We start from the raw sequence: 15,095 nt of genomic DNA, 5'->3' as shown, positions 1-15,095 counted from the left end.
CGTTTGGTAAGAAAAACTCTTTCGTTCTCTAAAAAACTCTCCAATCATATAGGAGCTATTTGGTATTTTATTCATGAATATAACGCCAGTTTATCTATAGAATGAAAAACTGGCGTTATCATTACTATGCAGGACTACCGAGAAAGAATTGCAGCTGTGTGAGTCAGCTGATGATCTCTTTCGAGTAGCATTCAGTGCATCTGAAGCTGAATATTGCAGAGAAGAAAAACTCTTAAAGCTAAAAAACAACTATATAGACGAGAAAAGTAGGCATTCATATGGAGAGTTTCTAGAGTATTGTAAATATATTGATTTATCTCACATTGGTACTCGTTCTCCTGAGTATATGGTTAAACCTGGTGGTGCTAGTTTTCATACCCGAATGAGTGCTTTTTCGCAAGATTTAGCAACTTTGGCTAAGAACTGTAAACACCTGAGTAATTTAGAGGCTAATGTAATTAAATTAATGGCATTAGTTATGAATCATCTCTGGTCTGAATGGATGAGCAATAAGAGAACCGTAATCCCAGAAGCAGTGATGCTCCAGTTTTTGAAAATAGCTACCCCGATATGTGAGACTTACTTCGGTGTAACATTGCCTGAGCGAGAAGAGAGTGGTAGCTGGTCAAGTTTTAGAGGTGCTTGCTGGGAATTTGCGTCTAAGTTTCCTTCAAGCGGTTAACTTTATCCGTATAAGCGACTAGCAACTACGAGTTTGTAGGCTCGAAGAGTAACCCGGCGGAATGGGTTCCAAAAAGATTTGAGGAGAGCGATCGCATAACTCAAACAGACCAAACCAAAACGCGATCGCCCTTTCTTCACTCCTGACAATCTCCATCAGGTCATAACAAGTTAAGCCAAGTTGTTAAATTTAAGCAATCATCAGATTGATTGGGTAGGGTGAGCAGAAGCCCACCACAACCATTGAGAATTAATCAATTGAGTTTAACATCGCACATCAGCCTCAATTAATTTGAGCGCGATCGCTTTTTCTACCTCACTGAACCCGGAAGATTAGCAGCAGGAGACACTTGCAAAATTCGCCCGTCTAACTTGCGAATCACATCCCCCACTGGTACCAATGGTTGTTTACCATTTGTATAAATCACCGCTGTTAACGCCCCTACCCGGTTGCGGCGGAAAGCCGCTACATCCATCCGCACAGGCTGCTGTTGCAGCTTGAGAGCCAAGCTCATGCCGGAGGAGGCATTCCCCAGGCTATTCAGTTCCGGAAGCGATTTGTATTCCACAACCTCTAGTCCCTGGTATCCTTTTAGTCTTTCGCGGAGTAGGCTCAACATTTTTTGCTGTGCTTCCGGGTTCTGCATTTCTTGCAGACTGGCATCAAACTTTGCCCGCTCCGGCTCTGACGGCATATTTCCCGTGAATCCCAAGACAATTTGAAAGTTCTCTTGATTGACAAAAGCAAAGAAATTTTCCGGCTTGATGTTTGCCTGAGTCAGCTGTTGTCTAAGAATTTCTAAATTTGAAGCAATAGCAGCTGCTACTTCTGGCGGTAATTCTTGGAAGCCAGCAGGCAAATCTTCCAGCGTCAACTTTATATTAGACGACGCTGGCGCTGGGGTAGGCGCTTGAGTAGGTCTTTCTTGGGCTGGTTCTGGGATAGGCGCTTGGGCAATAGTAGCAATCGAAGCACCAAACCAAAGGGTGCTGGTCAACAAACATAAACTCAAAGGATTTTTCGGCATTTGCTCTCACTTGGTTGATCCTTATTTCTCAGCATAGACAGCCAAAAGCAATCTAGACGATACTCCAGATCCCGTTTCATCGGATTGCTGGCAAACGGTTGCTATAAGATATCTTGCCCCAAGCCCTCAGTCTTCACATTACCCATTTCTTGCCTCTTATATTTTTCCTTTTATCGTTATGCCTTTTAGCTTCTAGCCCTTAATAAACTAAACCGCTCTTATACTTATTACCTTTAGCCGTAAAATCTTAAAATAATTTAAAATTCGTCTTTGCCTCGATTCCACATCTATCCCAAACCCCAAAGTTATTATGCCCATCGGCTACCTCGCCCTAGTCCTCCACGCTCACCTGCCCTTCGTCCGCCATCCTGAAAGTGACTATGTTCTGGAAGAAGAGTGGCTGTTTGAGGCCATCACCGAAACCTATATTCCTCTGCTGCACGTATTTGAGGGCTTAAAGCGGGACGGCATTGACTTCAAAATCACCATGAGTATGACACCGCCTTTGGTGTCAATGCTACGCGATCCTCTGCTACAAGAGCGCTACGACGAACACTTAGCCCAACTGGAAGAACTAGCTCAACTAGAAGTTGAGCATAACAAGAATAACGGTCATATCCGCTACCTCGCGGAACACTACACGAATGAATTTCACAGCATTCGTCAGACATGGGAACGCCACGACCGGGACTTAGTGACGGCGTTTAAACAATTTTTAGATAGTAACAACCTGGAAATCATCACCTGCGGCGCAACTCACGGGTATATGCCGCTGATGAAGATGTATCCCCAAGCAGTCTGGGCGCAAATTCAGGTAGCAGTAGAACACTACGAGCAAACCTTTGGTCGTCCTCCCAAAGGGATTTGGTTGCCAGAATGCGCCTACTATGAAGGATTAGAGCGGATGTTAGCCGATGCGGGCTTGCGCTACTTCCTCACTGATGGGCATGGCATTCTCTACGCCCGTCCTCGCCCCCGCTTTGGCTCCTATGCCCCCATCTTTACAGAAACCGGAGTTGCTGCCTTCGGTCGAGATCACGAGTCTTCCCAACAGGTTTGGTCTTCGGAAGTAGGCTATCCCGGTGCGGCGGAATATCGGGAATTTTACAAGGATTTGGGCTGGGAAGCAGAATATGAATACATCAAGCCCTACATCATGCCCAATGGCCAGCGAAAGAATACGGGCATCAAATATCACAAGATTACTGGGCGTGGTTTAGGGTTGGGCGATAAGCAACTTTATGACCCTTACTGGGCGCGGGAAAAGGCTGCTGAACACGCCGCCAACTTTACGTATAATCGGGAGCGGCAAGTCGAACACTTGCACCACATTATGCAGCGTCCGCCAATTATCGTCTCGCCCTACGATGCAGAGTTATTTGGCCACTGGTGGTATGAAGGCCCGTGGTTTATAGATTATCTGTTCCGCAAGTCTTGGTATGACCAAAGTACGTATCAGATGACGCATTTGGCAGATTATTTACGCGCCAACCCGACCCAGCAAGTGTGTCGTCCTTCTCAGTCGAGTTGGGGTTACAAAGGTTTCCATGAGTATTGGTTGAATGAGACTAATGCTTGGATTTATCCGCATTTGCATAAAGCAGCAGAACGGATGATTGAGTTAGGGCGACGGGAACCTGCTGATGAACTGGAGTGGAAAGCGCTGAACCAAGCGGCGCGAGAATTGCTGCTGGCGCAATCTTCTGACTGGGCCTTTATTATGCGTACTGGGACGATGGTACCGTATGCGGTGCGAAGAACGCGATCGCATCTGATGCGCTTCAACAAGCTCTACGATGACATCAACATCGGTAAAATCGACAGCGGTTGGTTAGAAAAAGTCGAGGAAATTGACAACATCTTCCCCGAAATCAACTATCGAGTTTATCGTCCCTTGTAATACAGATACCCCCAACCCCCCGAATTCCGGGGGGCTTTATTAGGTTTGGCAAGCCCACTTTATTTTTAGAGAGTGTCTGGATCAATATTTAACTCTCTGAGTTTAGCGGCTAATCGCTGGGCTTTTTCCTCTGCTTGCTGTCGAGCATCTTCTGCTTGCTGTCGAGCGTCTTCTGCTTGTTGTCGTGCTGCTGCTTCTTCATTATGGGTAAGGAGTTTTTTATTTGTTGCTGGCTCGTAAAAGTGCAGTTCTCCAGATTCCAGCCGCAACTCCAGCTTCAAAACTTCACTGGTTAACGACACTGTTCCATCCGGTAAAGTTGTTGTTGCTACTGGCAAATAGTTACCTTCAACTAAGCGTAATCCCTGGATTTGGGGATTGAGATAATCCCCTGTAGGATCGTATTGATAATACTCACTTACTCCCAAAAAAGCGTAAATTCCTTTTTTTGCACCTTGATCTTTGGCACGGGTAGTTTTTGAAGTTATCTCTAACACGAAATCAGGCGTTTTATTGTTTTCTTCCCAAGTTTTGAAAGTACGGCGTTCCTTATTTTCTACTCCAAAAACGACAAATGTATCCGGTGCAACAACTGACTCCGGATTACCTTTTTCATAGTAAATAAATAAATTGCCAGCCACGTATACATCAGGACGATTTTGAAAATAAATCCGCAGCGCACTCCGAGCATAAATCAAGTAATTACACTGCACATCACCTTCCGCCATCGGCTTACCGTCCTCATCTGGATACTCAATCTGGATTGGGATATATTCTTCTAGCGAGACTGTTGTTGTCATATCTATCCCTCAACTAAGGCTATCTCCAATTTATATCAAGTTTCCTTATAATGTAGTATTTATTGGTAGTAGGTTTTTCCCCAACCTACTACCATACTCTAGCTAAGAGATATTTAACGCTGAAGGTGTTTCTCTTGTTACCGTTAACTGTTTGGGAAAAAAGCCTGACAATAATCCCCAGCTATATGCCCATAGTAACAATGCTGAATAAATTCTAATTTCAATGGGCGAGAGATTAGGAAGGATTACCGGATAAAACAAGACAATAAATACGTCCAAAAACATTCCAGTTAATAAGGTGTAAATGGCAGCTAAAGGACGTTGCGATGTTGGAAGCTTTCGCCAGATATAAATAGAATAAGTGACGGCAGCAATTAAGGGGGCTGTAAATACAAAAGTCAACAGTACCACCATAAAATTGTCTGGATTCAATAAAAAATCTCCAGCGAATCTCACAAGAATTGTTACTACTAACCAGAGGAAAAACCCCCATATTGAAAAGAAAAGCATTTTGTTCACCTCATTGTCGAAAATCTAGTTTTGATAAGCTTCAAAAGCTGTTTTAGCCTTATTAGATGTCTCTACAGGATCAGCTACGTAAAAGCCAATAGCGTAGCGGTAGCGACCGTCCTCCGCAAGCTGTACGCGATCGCTTCCCTCTACCAACGTGCTTCCATCGAAAGCCGTGAGTTTCCAGCTATAGCTCAAAATTGAGTTCTGTCGGATGATTTCGTCGCTAACCAGAAATGCGGTACCCGGAAGCATCTCAAAGAAGCCAGCGATCGCTTTATCGATCTCGTCATAACCCTGAGCTTTACTCAACGGATCTACGTACACTGCATCCTCTGCGAACGCTTGGCGAATTAACTCTCTTCGGCGGGAAGGTTCACGCTCATTCCAGGCGGCGATATAGCAGTAAACGGTTGCAAGTGGATTTTTCATGTCTCCTCACGGTTGATTTTTGCCCCAGATTGCCCTTGGATGCAGCGATTTGGCTAACTTCTAACCGCAATATTCGGATACTTAACGCTCCTTTAGCTTTGATGGTCTTATTTATAACATACGTTCGATATAATATGTCAAGTAGTCAATTTTAGCTGTGGGCGTTACAGTCTGATTGTGCAAATCGCCTTTGAGTAACGCTTTTGTTTCTATGCCTAAGATTATTAATCGTGACCAATACCGCAAAGAATTGCTGAGTAAGTGCTTTGATTTATTTGCTCATAAAGGCTATGCTGCCATCACCATGCGCCAAATTGCTGAAGGATTAGGGGTTTCCACTGGGACGCTGTATCATTACTTTCCGAGTAAACAAGTTCTGTTTGAGCAATTGGTAGAAGAGATAAGTCAGCAGGATGTGACTACAGCAGCAGCACAGTTAGAAGGAATGCAAACCCTGCAAGAGCGTGTAGAAGCTTTGGGTAGATTTCTAGTTAAAAACGAGGAATACTTTATTAAACAAGCATTTATTATTGTTGATTATTGTCAGCATCAAGACCGCGAAGAACTACTAAAAGCTCAATTTTTTCAGCAAATTGATGAGCGTTATCAACAAGCGATCGCTAATTTCTTAGGAATTTCCGATCCAGCGATCGCTTGGTTTGTACTAAGTTTAATTAATGGCTTAGTTTTAGAACGTTTGTGGGGCAATAAAAAAATTTTATTTACTGAACAGATCGCTTTGCTAGGAAAAATGTTGATGCTTTATCTAGAGTAGTGGTTCAGAGGATAATTAATACGCAAGCGGTAATTATAAAAACTTAGCCTAAAGTTTGAAAAAGAGTTTGTTTCAAAGAAAATTAACTCCCTAACCTGAAAGCATCGGAGTAAAAAGCGGTTATATATGCCCTGAATAAAGAAGAATATCAAGTGGGTTTAAGTGGGGTAATAAAATAAAACCAAACCCGATTATGGAGAGGAGAGTTGGGTGAGGTTCCTCAACCAAACCTACTTATCTTTTTTACCTTTTACAGGATTACCTTGCTTACCACGGGCTACCAACTATGGTAAAAGCTGCCCAATAATAGGGATGCGATAAATTTTGATTCCCAAGCCCTGCTAGTTCTGGCGGTAGAGATATATTTCCCCTCGGAGAGTGCAATTGACCATTTTCTATGCGTACCTGCCCTTTCAACATTGCTATCTGGCCTTGTCGCAACGCTTCTGCTTTAATAGGTGCAGTAGCTAGATGCCGATAAAACTCTGTCATCAGTCCCAGAGTTCCTTCATCTGATACATACCACAGACTAGCTAAAGCTGATTTTACACCGCTGTTAACTGCTAACCCTGCAAAGCCTAACTCTGCATCTTTATCACCTAAAGCTGTTCTACAGGCACTCAACACCAACAGTTCTACTGGTGGGTTGTTCCAGCTTAAGTGCTTCATTTGATTCAACCGCAGTTTTTCGTCCCAAAACTGAACGTAGGAGTTGCTGGGAACTCCCGGTAGGAAGTCAGCATGAGTCGCTAGGTGAATAATTTTAAATGGCTGAGAAGCGCGTTGCGACTGCAAATTATCCAAAGTAAATTCTTGATTGAGAAACGATTTACCCCGTCGCAGCTTTTGTGTAATAGCAGATAACTCTACTGGCACGGCAGGTAATGGTTCTTGTTCCTTAAATTTTGACGCACCCATTGCCAAAACTGGTGAATTTTTGATGTCAGCGTATCTGGTATCTGTCAGTTTGAAGGCAGGGATGCGTCCAATACTATATTTTTCTATGAGAAACTTTTGCCCATCATGAAATGCTGCCAAGGGCATAGTGCGTAAGCCAACACCCATGCAAAAAATTAAGGTGTCTATGTTATTGGTTTCTAAGTCTGCTTCCAGTGGCGCAATAATCCACTGATGAAGCTGCCGGGCTGCTGGAAAATAGTCTTTACTACCTTTGATTGAGTGGTTGACAACATTCTTTCGGAAGTCTTTAACTGTTTCCAGTAAAACTTCGCGTTTAGCTGCTAGAATTCGCTTGTGAATTGGTTTACCTTTTGGAGTAATCAACACGAGTTCTAGTTGTTGTTCGCGAGGAAATACATAAACCAGGGCAGTGTTTTTCCCGGTTTGCTTGCTGATTCGGTCTAAAGTATTGGCGACATCCTTAGCTGTTATTGACTTGTCGGGGAAAGCTACCCGAAAATAATCCTCATATTGCTTTTCCCAAGTTGTCTCGATTTGTGGCACTGCCTCAGTTAAGTTTCCTTCGTCAAGGGCAATTTCTACTTTTGAGGGTTTAGCAGCTTGGGCTATGGAGATGGGGTTAGGAGTGGAAGCGATCGCAACTTTCAGGATGGGTTCTCTGCTGACGCTTCCTATGATGTATAATCCTGCCAAGCTAACGCCAATGCTACTTACTACTGATTTCATAAACCCCTCACTGATGTTGAGTTACATAGAATTTGCTCTACTAGGCGATGCCGTCCATTGATGATGTTAGCTTGACTATCAGCTAGTTTTGGGGATATTGCCAACCCTCTTGAGAGGTATCTTCTGTCTAGAAAGAGGAGAAGGGTTTTAAAGCAAAGTACGCAAAGCTACGCAGAGTTTCTTGTTTTGAGTTGATCAGGTAGTGCGGAACTTAAAAAATCTGTAACCTGTCAAAAGTTTTATATTCAAGAACTAGCCTTTGGTTTTCTCTTCTGGAATGAAAGGCTGCATTATTGTTTTACAAAAAAGTAACCCCTTATCTTTTTGGAAAGAATGGCTATAAAGAGTGCATGGGTATTTCCAGGTCAGGGTTCCCAAAGGATAGGGATGGGGCTGGATTTAGTAAAGATACCTGCTGCTAAAGCCAAGTTTAAGCTGGCAGAGGAAATTTTAGGCTGGTCGGTTTTGGAAGTCTGCCAAAGCAATGAAACAATGCTATCGCGGACTTTCTACACCCAACCTTGCATTTATGTTGTGTCGAGTATTCTTGCTGACTTGATGAAGCAGCAGGGACACCAACCCGATTTTGTCGCAGGCTACAGTATGGGCGAGTACATCGCTCTTTATGCTGCTGGGGTGTATGATTTTGAATCGGGGTTACGCCTGATTAAGCGCCGCGCCGAGTTAATGGATAAGGCTCCGAGTGGGATGATGGCTGTGTTGATCGGATGCGATCGCGCTCTTCTTGAACAACAAATCCAGCAGACTCCTAATGTGGAACTAGCTAGTGATAATTTAGACCAATTGGTAATATCTGGATCTCCAGCTGCTGTAGCGTTGGTACTATCCCAGGTAGAGGCGAAGCGTGTGGTTCCCCTGAAGCTTTCTGGTGCTTTTCATTCTGCGTTCATGGCGACAGCTGCCTTCGCATTCCAGCAAGCATTAGATTCTATTGAGTTTCAAACAGCCGAAATTCCTGTTTTATCGAATGTAGAACCCTTGCCAGCAGTTGATGCCACAGTTTTGAAAGAACGTCTGGGTCAGCAAATGACTGGTGCAGTTCGCTGGCGAGAAATCACCCTGCAATTAGCAGCAGAAGGTGTAAAACGGGTGGTGGAAATTGGTTCCACCCAAGTATTGACAAATTTGATTAAACGTGCAGAATTACATGATAATGTTTCTGCTCGCCTCGGCTTTGCATTGGCAAATATTACTAGCGAAAGCGAATTATACAGTTTCGGTTGTCAGCGCGTTGATAAGCCGTTGGTGTGTTTCTAGAGAGTATCTGGGTCAATATTCAATTCTCTGAGTTTAGCGGCTACTCGTTGCGATCGCTCTTTTACTCTCACCCGACCAAAAAATAGCCAACTGGCAAGAACTAGAAGCCCAATAAAAAAAAGACAGGCATAATGCCTGTCCTACACGCAATTATTCAGCACAGAAACTAGAAATTCATTTCTGCGGCTTGCACTTTTTCTACTTGCTTCTTCTTCAGCACTAGCATGACTTGAGACAGCATGATGGCGAAGATGAATGCCATCAACCACTTGACGCGGGTGGGGCTTTGCAAGACGATTTCGGTGTCTACTTGACCAAATCCACCGACGTTAGGATTGTTAGTTAAAGCTTCGCCTGCTTTGACTTCTTGCCCTTCGGAAACGACTAGATCAGGGCCTGCGGGAATTGTCTCAACAACGGCATTGCCTTCTGCTGGCTGAATGGTGACTTGGGAGCCGCCTTCTTCTGCTTGGGCAATAGAGGTGATTCTACCAGCGACAGAAGCGTTATAGACAGCGTTGTTGCTCTTTTCGCCAGTCGGGTAAACTTGTCCCCGTCCCCGGTTTCCGCCGACATGAATGGAGTATTTACCGAAGTAAACTCCTTTTTCGGTTTCTGGGTTGGGAGAAAGAACTGGGAAGACAATTTCCTGGTATTGATCGCCGGAGATGGGGCCAACGATAACGATGTTTTCTTTGTCTTCGTTATAGGATTGGAAGTAAAGTTCCCCGACTTTTTCCTTCATTTCTTCGGGAATTCTGTCTTCTGGGGCAATCTTAAAGCCTTCGGGTAACATCAATACGGCACCCACGTTCAGGGGGCCTTTGCTGCCATCACCTTGCACTTGCTGTATGTTGGTGTCGTAGGGGATTTTGACTACGGCTTCAAATACGGTGTCTGGCAGAACTGATTGAGGAACTTCCACTTTGGTGGATTTCGCACCAAGGTGACAGTTGGCGCAGACGATCCGCCCGGTGGGTTCGCGGGGGGTTTCCGGATAGGTTTGCTGGGCCCAGAAGGGGTAGGCGCTAGCTGACTGGGGAAGGACGCGATCGCTTGCGAAGAATAATGATAGGGTGGCGATCGCCACCAGGATGCTTTTAGCAATTACCCGCTTGCCTAATTTACACATCGCCGCAAAAGAAGCTTTTCTCATCTATTAAGGAGGGGTAGGAAGTGTCAATTTCAAACAATTTTGGATGCGTGGATACATGGATTTTAGATTTCAGACTCAATCTAAAATCTAAAATCCCTATGTCCACCAGGGGTTTTCGCCAGTACGGAAGTCGGTTTCTGTCCAGGGCGTTAAAGTAACTTTGTCTTCAACGACTGCGGCGTGAACCAGTCCCAAGGACAAGGGTGCTGGGCCCCGGACTACTTTGCCAGTGTTGTCATACTGGGAACCATGACAGGGACAAATAAACCTGTTTTCGCCGGAGTTCCAGGGAACTACGCAGCCTAAGTGGGTGCAAACGGCGTTTAAACCGTAATTCTCGATTTGTTTGTCTTCTGTCACCACAATGTAGGTGGGGTCGCCTCTGAAGCCCTGAACTAAGCTGCGATCGCCCGGATTGTGATTCGCCAAAAAGTCGCTCACAATGATGTCGTTGCCGATGGCATCCTTAGCAGTTAGACCACCGCCTCCTGTACCGCTCGACGGCGGGATAAAATACTTGACAACCGGATATAGTGCGCCCAGTGCTGTTCCTGTAATGGCACCAAAAGTTAACAAGTTCATAAATTGGCGACGTCCCATATCGGGAACGTCTGCTGATCCAGAAATTTGAGCCATGATTTCGTCTTCAGTGTATAGCTATGTAAACAATTTGGGGAAATATCCCCGAATTTGTTAAACCCTGACTAATAAATGTATATCAAACAACCACTACTCAGGGTCGCCACAAACCCTTTTGTGGAAAGGTTTACAGCCTTGCTTAGGGTATTATTACATTCTTTTGCACCGTATCATAATTTTAAGAACCGCTTCCTTTATGACGATATGTGAATAAAATTTATAACAATAAAAAATTATGACAGGACAAGACCTTCAGCAACTGCTGCTTTCCAAGTGGGGGCGCTCATACGATATCCAGATTAGGCGGGTTCAGAACAAGATTTTTGTTCAGGTGATGTGGAAATATTTAGAGCAGGTGTCTTTTCCGCTTTCAGAGGCGGAGTACATAGCGCACCTGGAGACTGTCGCTGGTTATCTCCATGCTTGGGGTGGAGCATCAACGGTGCAAGAGTATATTGAACAGACACGCGATCGCCCTCGTCTAGGCAAAGCGGTAAGCATTCCCCTAGATTTGGGCGATCGCGCTTCCGAATGGATACTCTGAGAAACTGGGAACGAGAAAATATCTTAGCGCCCTAACAGCTTTACCAAACCGATACCGCCGAAGTAAAGACCCAGCACCGCACCAGCGAGAAGACTTTGGGTAAGCGGGTCGGTGGAAGGTGTCAGCACCGCACCCAATACAGTTGCTCCCAGAATCACCAGCCGCCAACCAGAAAACATTTGCGCTGAAGTGACAATTCCCAAAAAGCCCAACAATAACTGGATTATGGGAATTTGAAACGCCAAGCCAGTGCTAAACATCAATAGCAGCACAAACTCAAAATACTTGTCAATTGACCATAGTTGTTCTACGACATCTGCACCGTAGCTGATGAAAAAATTCAACGCCGCGGGAATAAGTGCTACATAAGCGAAAAACAGACCAGTCACAAACAGAAAGCTTGACCCCAAGACAACTGGCCCTATTAAGCGACTTTCGCGGCGAGTTAGCCCTGGTAGAACAAACTGGATAATCTGGTAGAGGATAAAAGGACTGGCGACTAGCAAGCCACTGTAACCAGCGACTTTGATAGAGACAAAAAAGTATTCTCCTGGTGCAAGTTGGAGAAACTTAACTCCCTGCGCCGGGATTTCCAATAAGCGGACGATTTGCTTGACAAACAGGAAACAACCTGCAACACCAACAACAACAGCAATCAGCGCATAGAAAATCCGCCGCCGCAACTCTTCCAGATGGTCAAACAGGGACATTTCGACGTCAGCAGGGAGTTCATCGAGATATTCATCTTCGGGTGAAGTTGCCAATTCTAAGTCTGGCGGGAGTGCGGTATCGACTTCGGAAGGAAGCGTCATCGGTCAAGGGGTTGGTTTCAGTATTTGTTGACTATTTTATCTATGTCTTGCTGTCTGGGTGATTAAAAAATGGGGAAAACCGTGATTGAGAAGGTGCTAACCCAGTCCCGATTTTTTATTTTTTTAGCGCGGTGGGCTGACCATCGGCGTATTTTGCTACTTGGTTGGAAACTTCTGGATTGTACAGGCGCAGGTAGTTCCAGTAGTTGCCAAAGACGTTTTTGACGTAGCCTTGGGTTTCTTCAAAGGGGATATTTTCCACAAATTCGTCTGGATCGCTGAAACTTCTTTCGCCCAGCCACTTGGATATATTAGTGGAACCAGCATTGTAACTAGCGATCGCGTAGAGGGAATTATTCTTGTAGCGATCGTGCATTTCATCCAAAGCCCAGGTGCCTAATTTGATATTGTCTTTGGGGTTGTCAAGTTTATATTGCTTAACTCCCATTTTTTCGGCAACCGATTTACCTGTTACTGGTATTATCTGCATCAAGCCCATCGCACCAGCAGCAGAACGAATTTTTGGCTCAAACCTTGACTCTTGGCGGATCACAGAGAGGACGAGCAGGGGATTGAGTTGATGCTTGGAAGACCACGTTTCAATGGTTTCGATATAAGGCAAGGGATAGAGAGCTTGCCAGTAAGCCTTCTGTTGCCGTAAAGTTTCGTACTGGGCTTGTTCTTCAGGTGTTTCGCGGTCTTCCAGACTAGATATTTTAGAGATTCCTTGAAGGCGATCGCCTTTGGCGAGTCTGATTAAACCATCGGTAAATTGTTCTGCCACACTTGGCTTGATCCGGTTTTTGTATTCCGCTTGCCAGATTGCCCAAGCATCTTTGTCTTGACCCAGCTGGTAAAGTTCTTGTAAAGTCGCAGAACCTACAGGTAGAACTGGTCGCTTGGCAGGCCAATTTACTTTAGGATCTAGCTTGCGTACTGTGGAAAAATCTCCCGCATCCCAGCCCAGATGCACAGCAGACCGCCACGCATAGTAAGACTGTGGGTACTTAGTTACCACCTGCTCAAAGGCCTGTTTCGCCTCCTGCTGTTTTCCCAGCTTTTTAGCCCATTTACCCGTCCAAAAGGTGGCTTGACGACCTAACTCGCTATCAGGATTTTCGGTGGCAATTTGTTTTGCCCATTTCCAGGCGCTTTGGTAATCTTTGGCATTTGCCCTCGCTTGAGCCATTTTCCACCGATATTGTGCCGCCGCCTCGGAATCGCCATACTTGGTTAGTAGCAATTCACGAGCTTGGGCGGCTCCCTCGGAACTTTTGAGACTATCGAGAACGGAAGCTTCTAATACCAGTGCTTCGCCAGCTCGATCGGGGAATTGATTAATAACTTGGTCGAGATAAGGTACCGCTTCTATCGCGGGGCCCATTTTGGCAATTTGGATCAGAGCTGTTGCGGTTTCTTCGGCTTTGGGGAAGTCCTGCACCATTTGTTTATAGGCGCGGACTGCTTGTGGTTTCTTTTCGGCTAGCTGGAGTCCCCTAGCGGCGAGGTAGGCGTTCTTGGGTGTGCGAGGGGCGTTAGCATAAGCGGCGCTGGCTTGACCGTATTTCCGGTTTCCCCAGTAGGCTAGAGCGATCGCTTCCCAGTCTTCCGGCTTGATCGCGTCCGGATAACCAACTAACTTGTCTAGCACGGAGGTAATGGAGGGTGTGTCAAAGGCGTATCTCGCCAGCAACAGCATCAATTCCGGCTGATTGGGATTTTCTTTGAGCAAAGAGCGTGCTATTTCCAGGGTGCGAGGATGGCTCTCGAATTCCTCAATTGCTTGCTGCCAATATTCTTTATCTGTCTTCCCTAGTGCATATAAAGCTTCAGCTGCCACGGGTTCTTTAGAATGGCGTGCCAACTCTTCCCAAGTTTGTTTGGCTTTACCTTTGTCGCCAGTAAGCTCGTAAGCTTGCGCTCGTTTGAGGAGAATATGTCCCGATAAAACCGGATATTGATGCTCTAGGGCTTTTAAGTGGGAGAGTGCCTTTTCACCTTGCTTTGCAGCAATTGCATCGCTAGCCAACATATAACGGGCGCGACTGCGGTCAAGAGATAATTTTCCGTTAGCGATCGCTTCTAGTTGCGATGTCCGCTCTTTTGCTGGTAGCGATACTAAACGGGCAACAGCTGAGTCGTCATTTTCCCGCATTAACAAGCTGTTTTGCACCTGGAAAGGAACCCAAGTGACCAATCCCTCCAGCCAGCCGCTATACTTCTTGGGTAACATGGTTGTGCCAATCACCAAGGCACTTAATCCCGCAACGGCAGCTAGGACGACTTGATTTTTCCTTCTTGATTGGTTGGCTCGCGAAAAAACCAGACGCGAGTTTTTCCGGGCAAAAATAGGACGTGACCTTCTCATATAACCTCCGTGCGACGGACATCCATCTCTCTTTTTTGGGATTCGGTGGTTGTTAGTGCTATCCCTTTGTCAAGCTTTGAACCAGTCCTCTTACCTCCAAGGTGAGCCTTTTTGCGATTATGCGATCGCTGACTAACACTCACAAATATCCTTGATTAACAAAACGCTGAAATTTAACGCTACTGCTCCGCCGCGTTTGATTTTTCTTGGGAGATGCCCTAGCAATTGGATTGTAAAAAAAGGCGGTGGAATTGACCGGAAATGTGACACAGCTGCCTGAAAACCTCAGTAGTACCTTGCAGGAACTGATTCCAGAAACTAAATTGAAAGCCCAACAAGTCCGCAATGCCATAATGCGGCTGGGTGTCGATAGCCCTATTCGCAAAATCATCCTGTGGATTGGAAAAACCTCAGACTCTGAATAAGAATAGCTTGTGCTTGCTTCAGCAGCTTTTTATGCACAATTAGCCAAAAAACACAAGTGCAGAACGCTGTAAATTAGCTGGCAAATGTGAATTAATGATC

General features: G+C 45.3%; 17 protein-coding genes and 1 pseudogene. 7 read left to right on the top strand and 11 right to left on the bottom strand.

What is annotated here, in order from left to right:
- Positions 1-105 (top strand): annotated as a pseudogene (locus NDI42_RS17340) (IS1 family transposase); the annotation flags it as partial.
- Between the two features lie 43 nt (positions 106-148).
- Positions 149-682 carry a hypothetical protein gene (locus tag NDI42_RS17335; RefSeq protein ID WP_190453244.1) on the top strand — a complete coding sequence of 178 codons (534 nt, stop codon included), beginning with the start codon at positions 149-151 and terminating at the stop codon, positions 680-682.
- 18 nt (positions 683-700) lie between these two features.
- Here the strand turns inward: NDI42_RS17335 and NDI42_RS17330 are convergent, their stop codons facing one another.
- Together NDI42_RS17330 and NDI42_RS17325 are read right to left on the bottom strand one after the other, a co-directional pair.
- Entirely contained in the window at positions 701-838 is a 138-nt protein-coding gene (locus tag NDI42_RS17330; RefSeq protein ID WP_348231442.1) for a hypothetical protein, read from the bottom strand.
- 154 nt (positions 839-992) lie between these two features.
- Positions 993-1,709: a hypothetical protein gene (locus NDI42_RS17325; RefSeq protein ID WP_190453242.1), complete on the bottom strand. Its 717-nt coding sequence runs from the start codon at positions 1,707-1,709 to the stop codon at positions 993-995.
- Between the two features lie 310 nt (positions 1,710-2,019).
- Here NDI42_RS17325 and NDI42_RS17320 point away from each other — a divergent pair, with 310 nt between their 5' ends.
- Positions 2,020-3,609: a glycoside hydrolase family 57 protein gene (locus NDI42_RS17320; protein ID WP_190419480.1), complete on the top strand. Its 1,590-nt coding sequence runs from the start codon at positions 2,020-2,022 to the stop codon at positions 3,607-3,609.
- A gap of 65 nt (positions 3,610-3,674) precedes the next feature.
- Here the strand turns inward: NDI42_RS17320 and NDI42_RS17315 are convergent, their stop codons facing one another.
- The 3 genes from NDI42_RS17315 to NDI42_RS17305 all read right to left on the bottom strand — a co-directional run bounded on the left by NDI42_RS17315 (position 3,675) and on the right by NDI42_RS17305 (position 5,351).
- Positions 3,675-4,409: a Uma2 family endonuclease gene (locus NDI42_RS17315; RefSeq protein WP_190453237.1), complete on the bottom strand. Its 735-nt coding sequence runs from the start codon at positions 4,407-4,409 to the stop codon at positions 3,675-3,677.
- Between the two features lie 102 nt (positions 4,410-4,511).
- Entirely contained in the window at positions 4,512-4,919 is a 408-nt protein-coding gene (locus NDI42_RS17310) for a DUF5367 family protein (protein WP_190453234.1), read from the bottom strand.
- A gap of 24 nt (positions 4,920-4,943) precedes the next feature.
- The gene (locus NDI42_RS17305; RefSeq protein ID WP_190453231.1) at positions 4,944-5,351 is read right to left on the bottom strand and encodes a nuclear transport factor 2 family protein; all 408 of its coding nucleotides are present in this window, start codon (positions 5,349-5,351) and stop codon (positions 4,944-4,946) included.
- A gap of 211 nt (positions 5,352-5,562) precedes the next feature.
- Here NDI42_RS17305 and NDI42_RS17300 point away from each other — a divergent pair, with 211 nt between their 5' ends.
- Positions 5,563-6,126, top strand: coding sequence for a TetR/AcrR family transcriptional regulator (locus NDI42_RS17300; RefSeq protein WP_190453228.1), 564 nt, complete (start codon positions 5,563-5,565; stop codon positions 6,124-6,126).
- Between the two features lie 267 nt (positions 6,127-6,393).
- On the opposite strand, the gene NDI42_RS17295 is transcribed toward NDI42_RS17300, so the two are convergent.
- A complete protein-coding gene (locus tag NDI42_RS17295) occupies positions 6,394-7,773 on the bottom strand; it encodes a CHAT domain-containing protein (RefSeq protein WP_190453225.1) in 1,380 nt (459 codons plus the stop codon).
- Between the two features lie 333 nt (positions 7,774-8,106).
- Between NDI42_RS17295 and fabD the strand changes: the two genes are divergently transcribed.
- Positions 8,107-9,051 (top strand): ACP S-malonyltransferase, encoded by a 945-nt coding sequence (gene fabD / locus NDI42_RS17290; RefSeq protein ID WP_190453223.1) that lies wholly within the window; start codon positions 8,107-8,109, stop codon positions 9,049-9,051.
- 166 nt (positions 9,052-9,217) lie between these two features.
- Here the strand turns inward: fabD and petA are convergent, their stop codons facing one another.
- Positions 9,218-10,207: a cytochrome f gene (petA, locus tag NDI42_RS17285; protein ID WP_190453218.1), complete on the bottom strand. Its 990-nt coding sequence runs from the start codon at positions 10,205-10,207 to the stop codon at positions 9,218-9,220.
- Positions 10,208-10,303: 96 nt separating this feature from the next.
- Positions 10,304-10,843 (bottom strand): cytochrome b6-f complex iron-sulfur subunit, encoded by a 540-nt coding sequence (gene petC / locus NDI42_RS17280; RefSeq protein WP_190442304.1) that lies wholly within the window; start codon positions 10,841-10,843, stop codon positions 10,304-10,306.
- A 238-nt stretch (positions 10,844-11,081) separates the two neighbouring features.
- Here petC and NDI42_RS17275 point away from each other — a divergent pair, with 238 nt between their 5' ends.
- Positions 11,082-11,390 (top strand): DUF3067 family protein, encoded by a 309-nt coding sequence (locus NDI42_RS17275; RefSeq protein ID WP_190419498.1) that lies wholly within the window; start codon positions 11,082-11,084, stop codon positions 11,388-11,390.
- A gap of 23 nt (positions 11,391-11,413) precedes the next feature.
- Here the strand turns inward: NDI42_RS17275 and tatC are convergent, their stop codons facing one another.
- The 3 genes from tatC to NDI42_RS17260 form a co-directional block, all read right to left on the bottom strand.
- Positions 11,414-12,202: a twin-arginine translocase subunit TatC gene (gene tatC / locus NDI42_RS17270; protein ID WP_190453216.1), complete on the bottom strand. Its 789-nt coding sequence runs from the start codon at positions 12,200-12,202 to the stop codon at positions 11,414-11,416.
- Positions 12,203-12,317: 115 nt separating this feature from the next.
- The gene (locus NDI42_RS17265) at positions 12,318-14,570 is read right to left on the bottom strand and encodes a lytic transglycosylase domain-containing protein (RefSeq protein WP_190453213.1); all 2,253 of its coding nucleotides are present in this window, start codon (positions 14,568-14,570) and stop codon (positions 12,318-12,320) included.
- Complete coding sequence (locus tag NDI42_RS17260) at positions 14,567-14,713, bottom strand: hypothetical protein (protein WP_348231441.1); 147 nt, start codon at positions 14,711-14,713, stop codon at positions 14,567-14,569. Before NDI42_RS17260 ends, NDI42_RS17265 begins: the two co-directional genes overlap by 4 nt.
- A gap of 120 nt (positions 14,714-14,833) precedes the next feature.
- On the opposite strand from NDI42_RS17260, the gene NDI42_RS17255 reads away from it, so the two are divergent.
- Complete coding sequence (locus NDI42_RS17255) at positions 14,834-14,995, top strand: hypothetical protein (protein WP_190453196.1); 162 nt, start codon at positions 14,834-14,836, stop codon at positions 14,993-14,995.
- Positions 14,996-15,095 lie beyond the last annotated feature (100 nt).

The sequence above is a fragment of the Funiculus sociatus GB2-C1 genome, from assembly GCF_039962115.1.
Lineage (GTDB): Bacteria > Cyanobacteriota > Cyanobacteriia > Cyanobacteriales > FACHB-T130 > Funiculus > Funiculus sociatus.
This window is presented reverse-complemented; position numbering and strand designations above follow the sequence as displayed.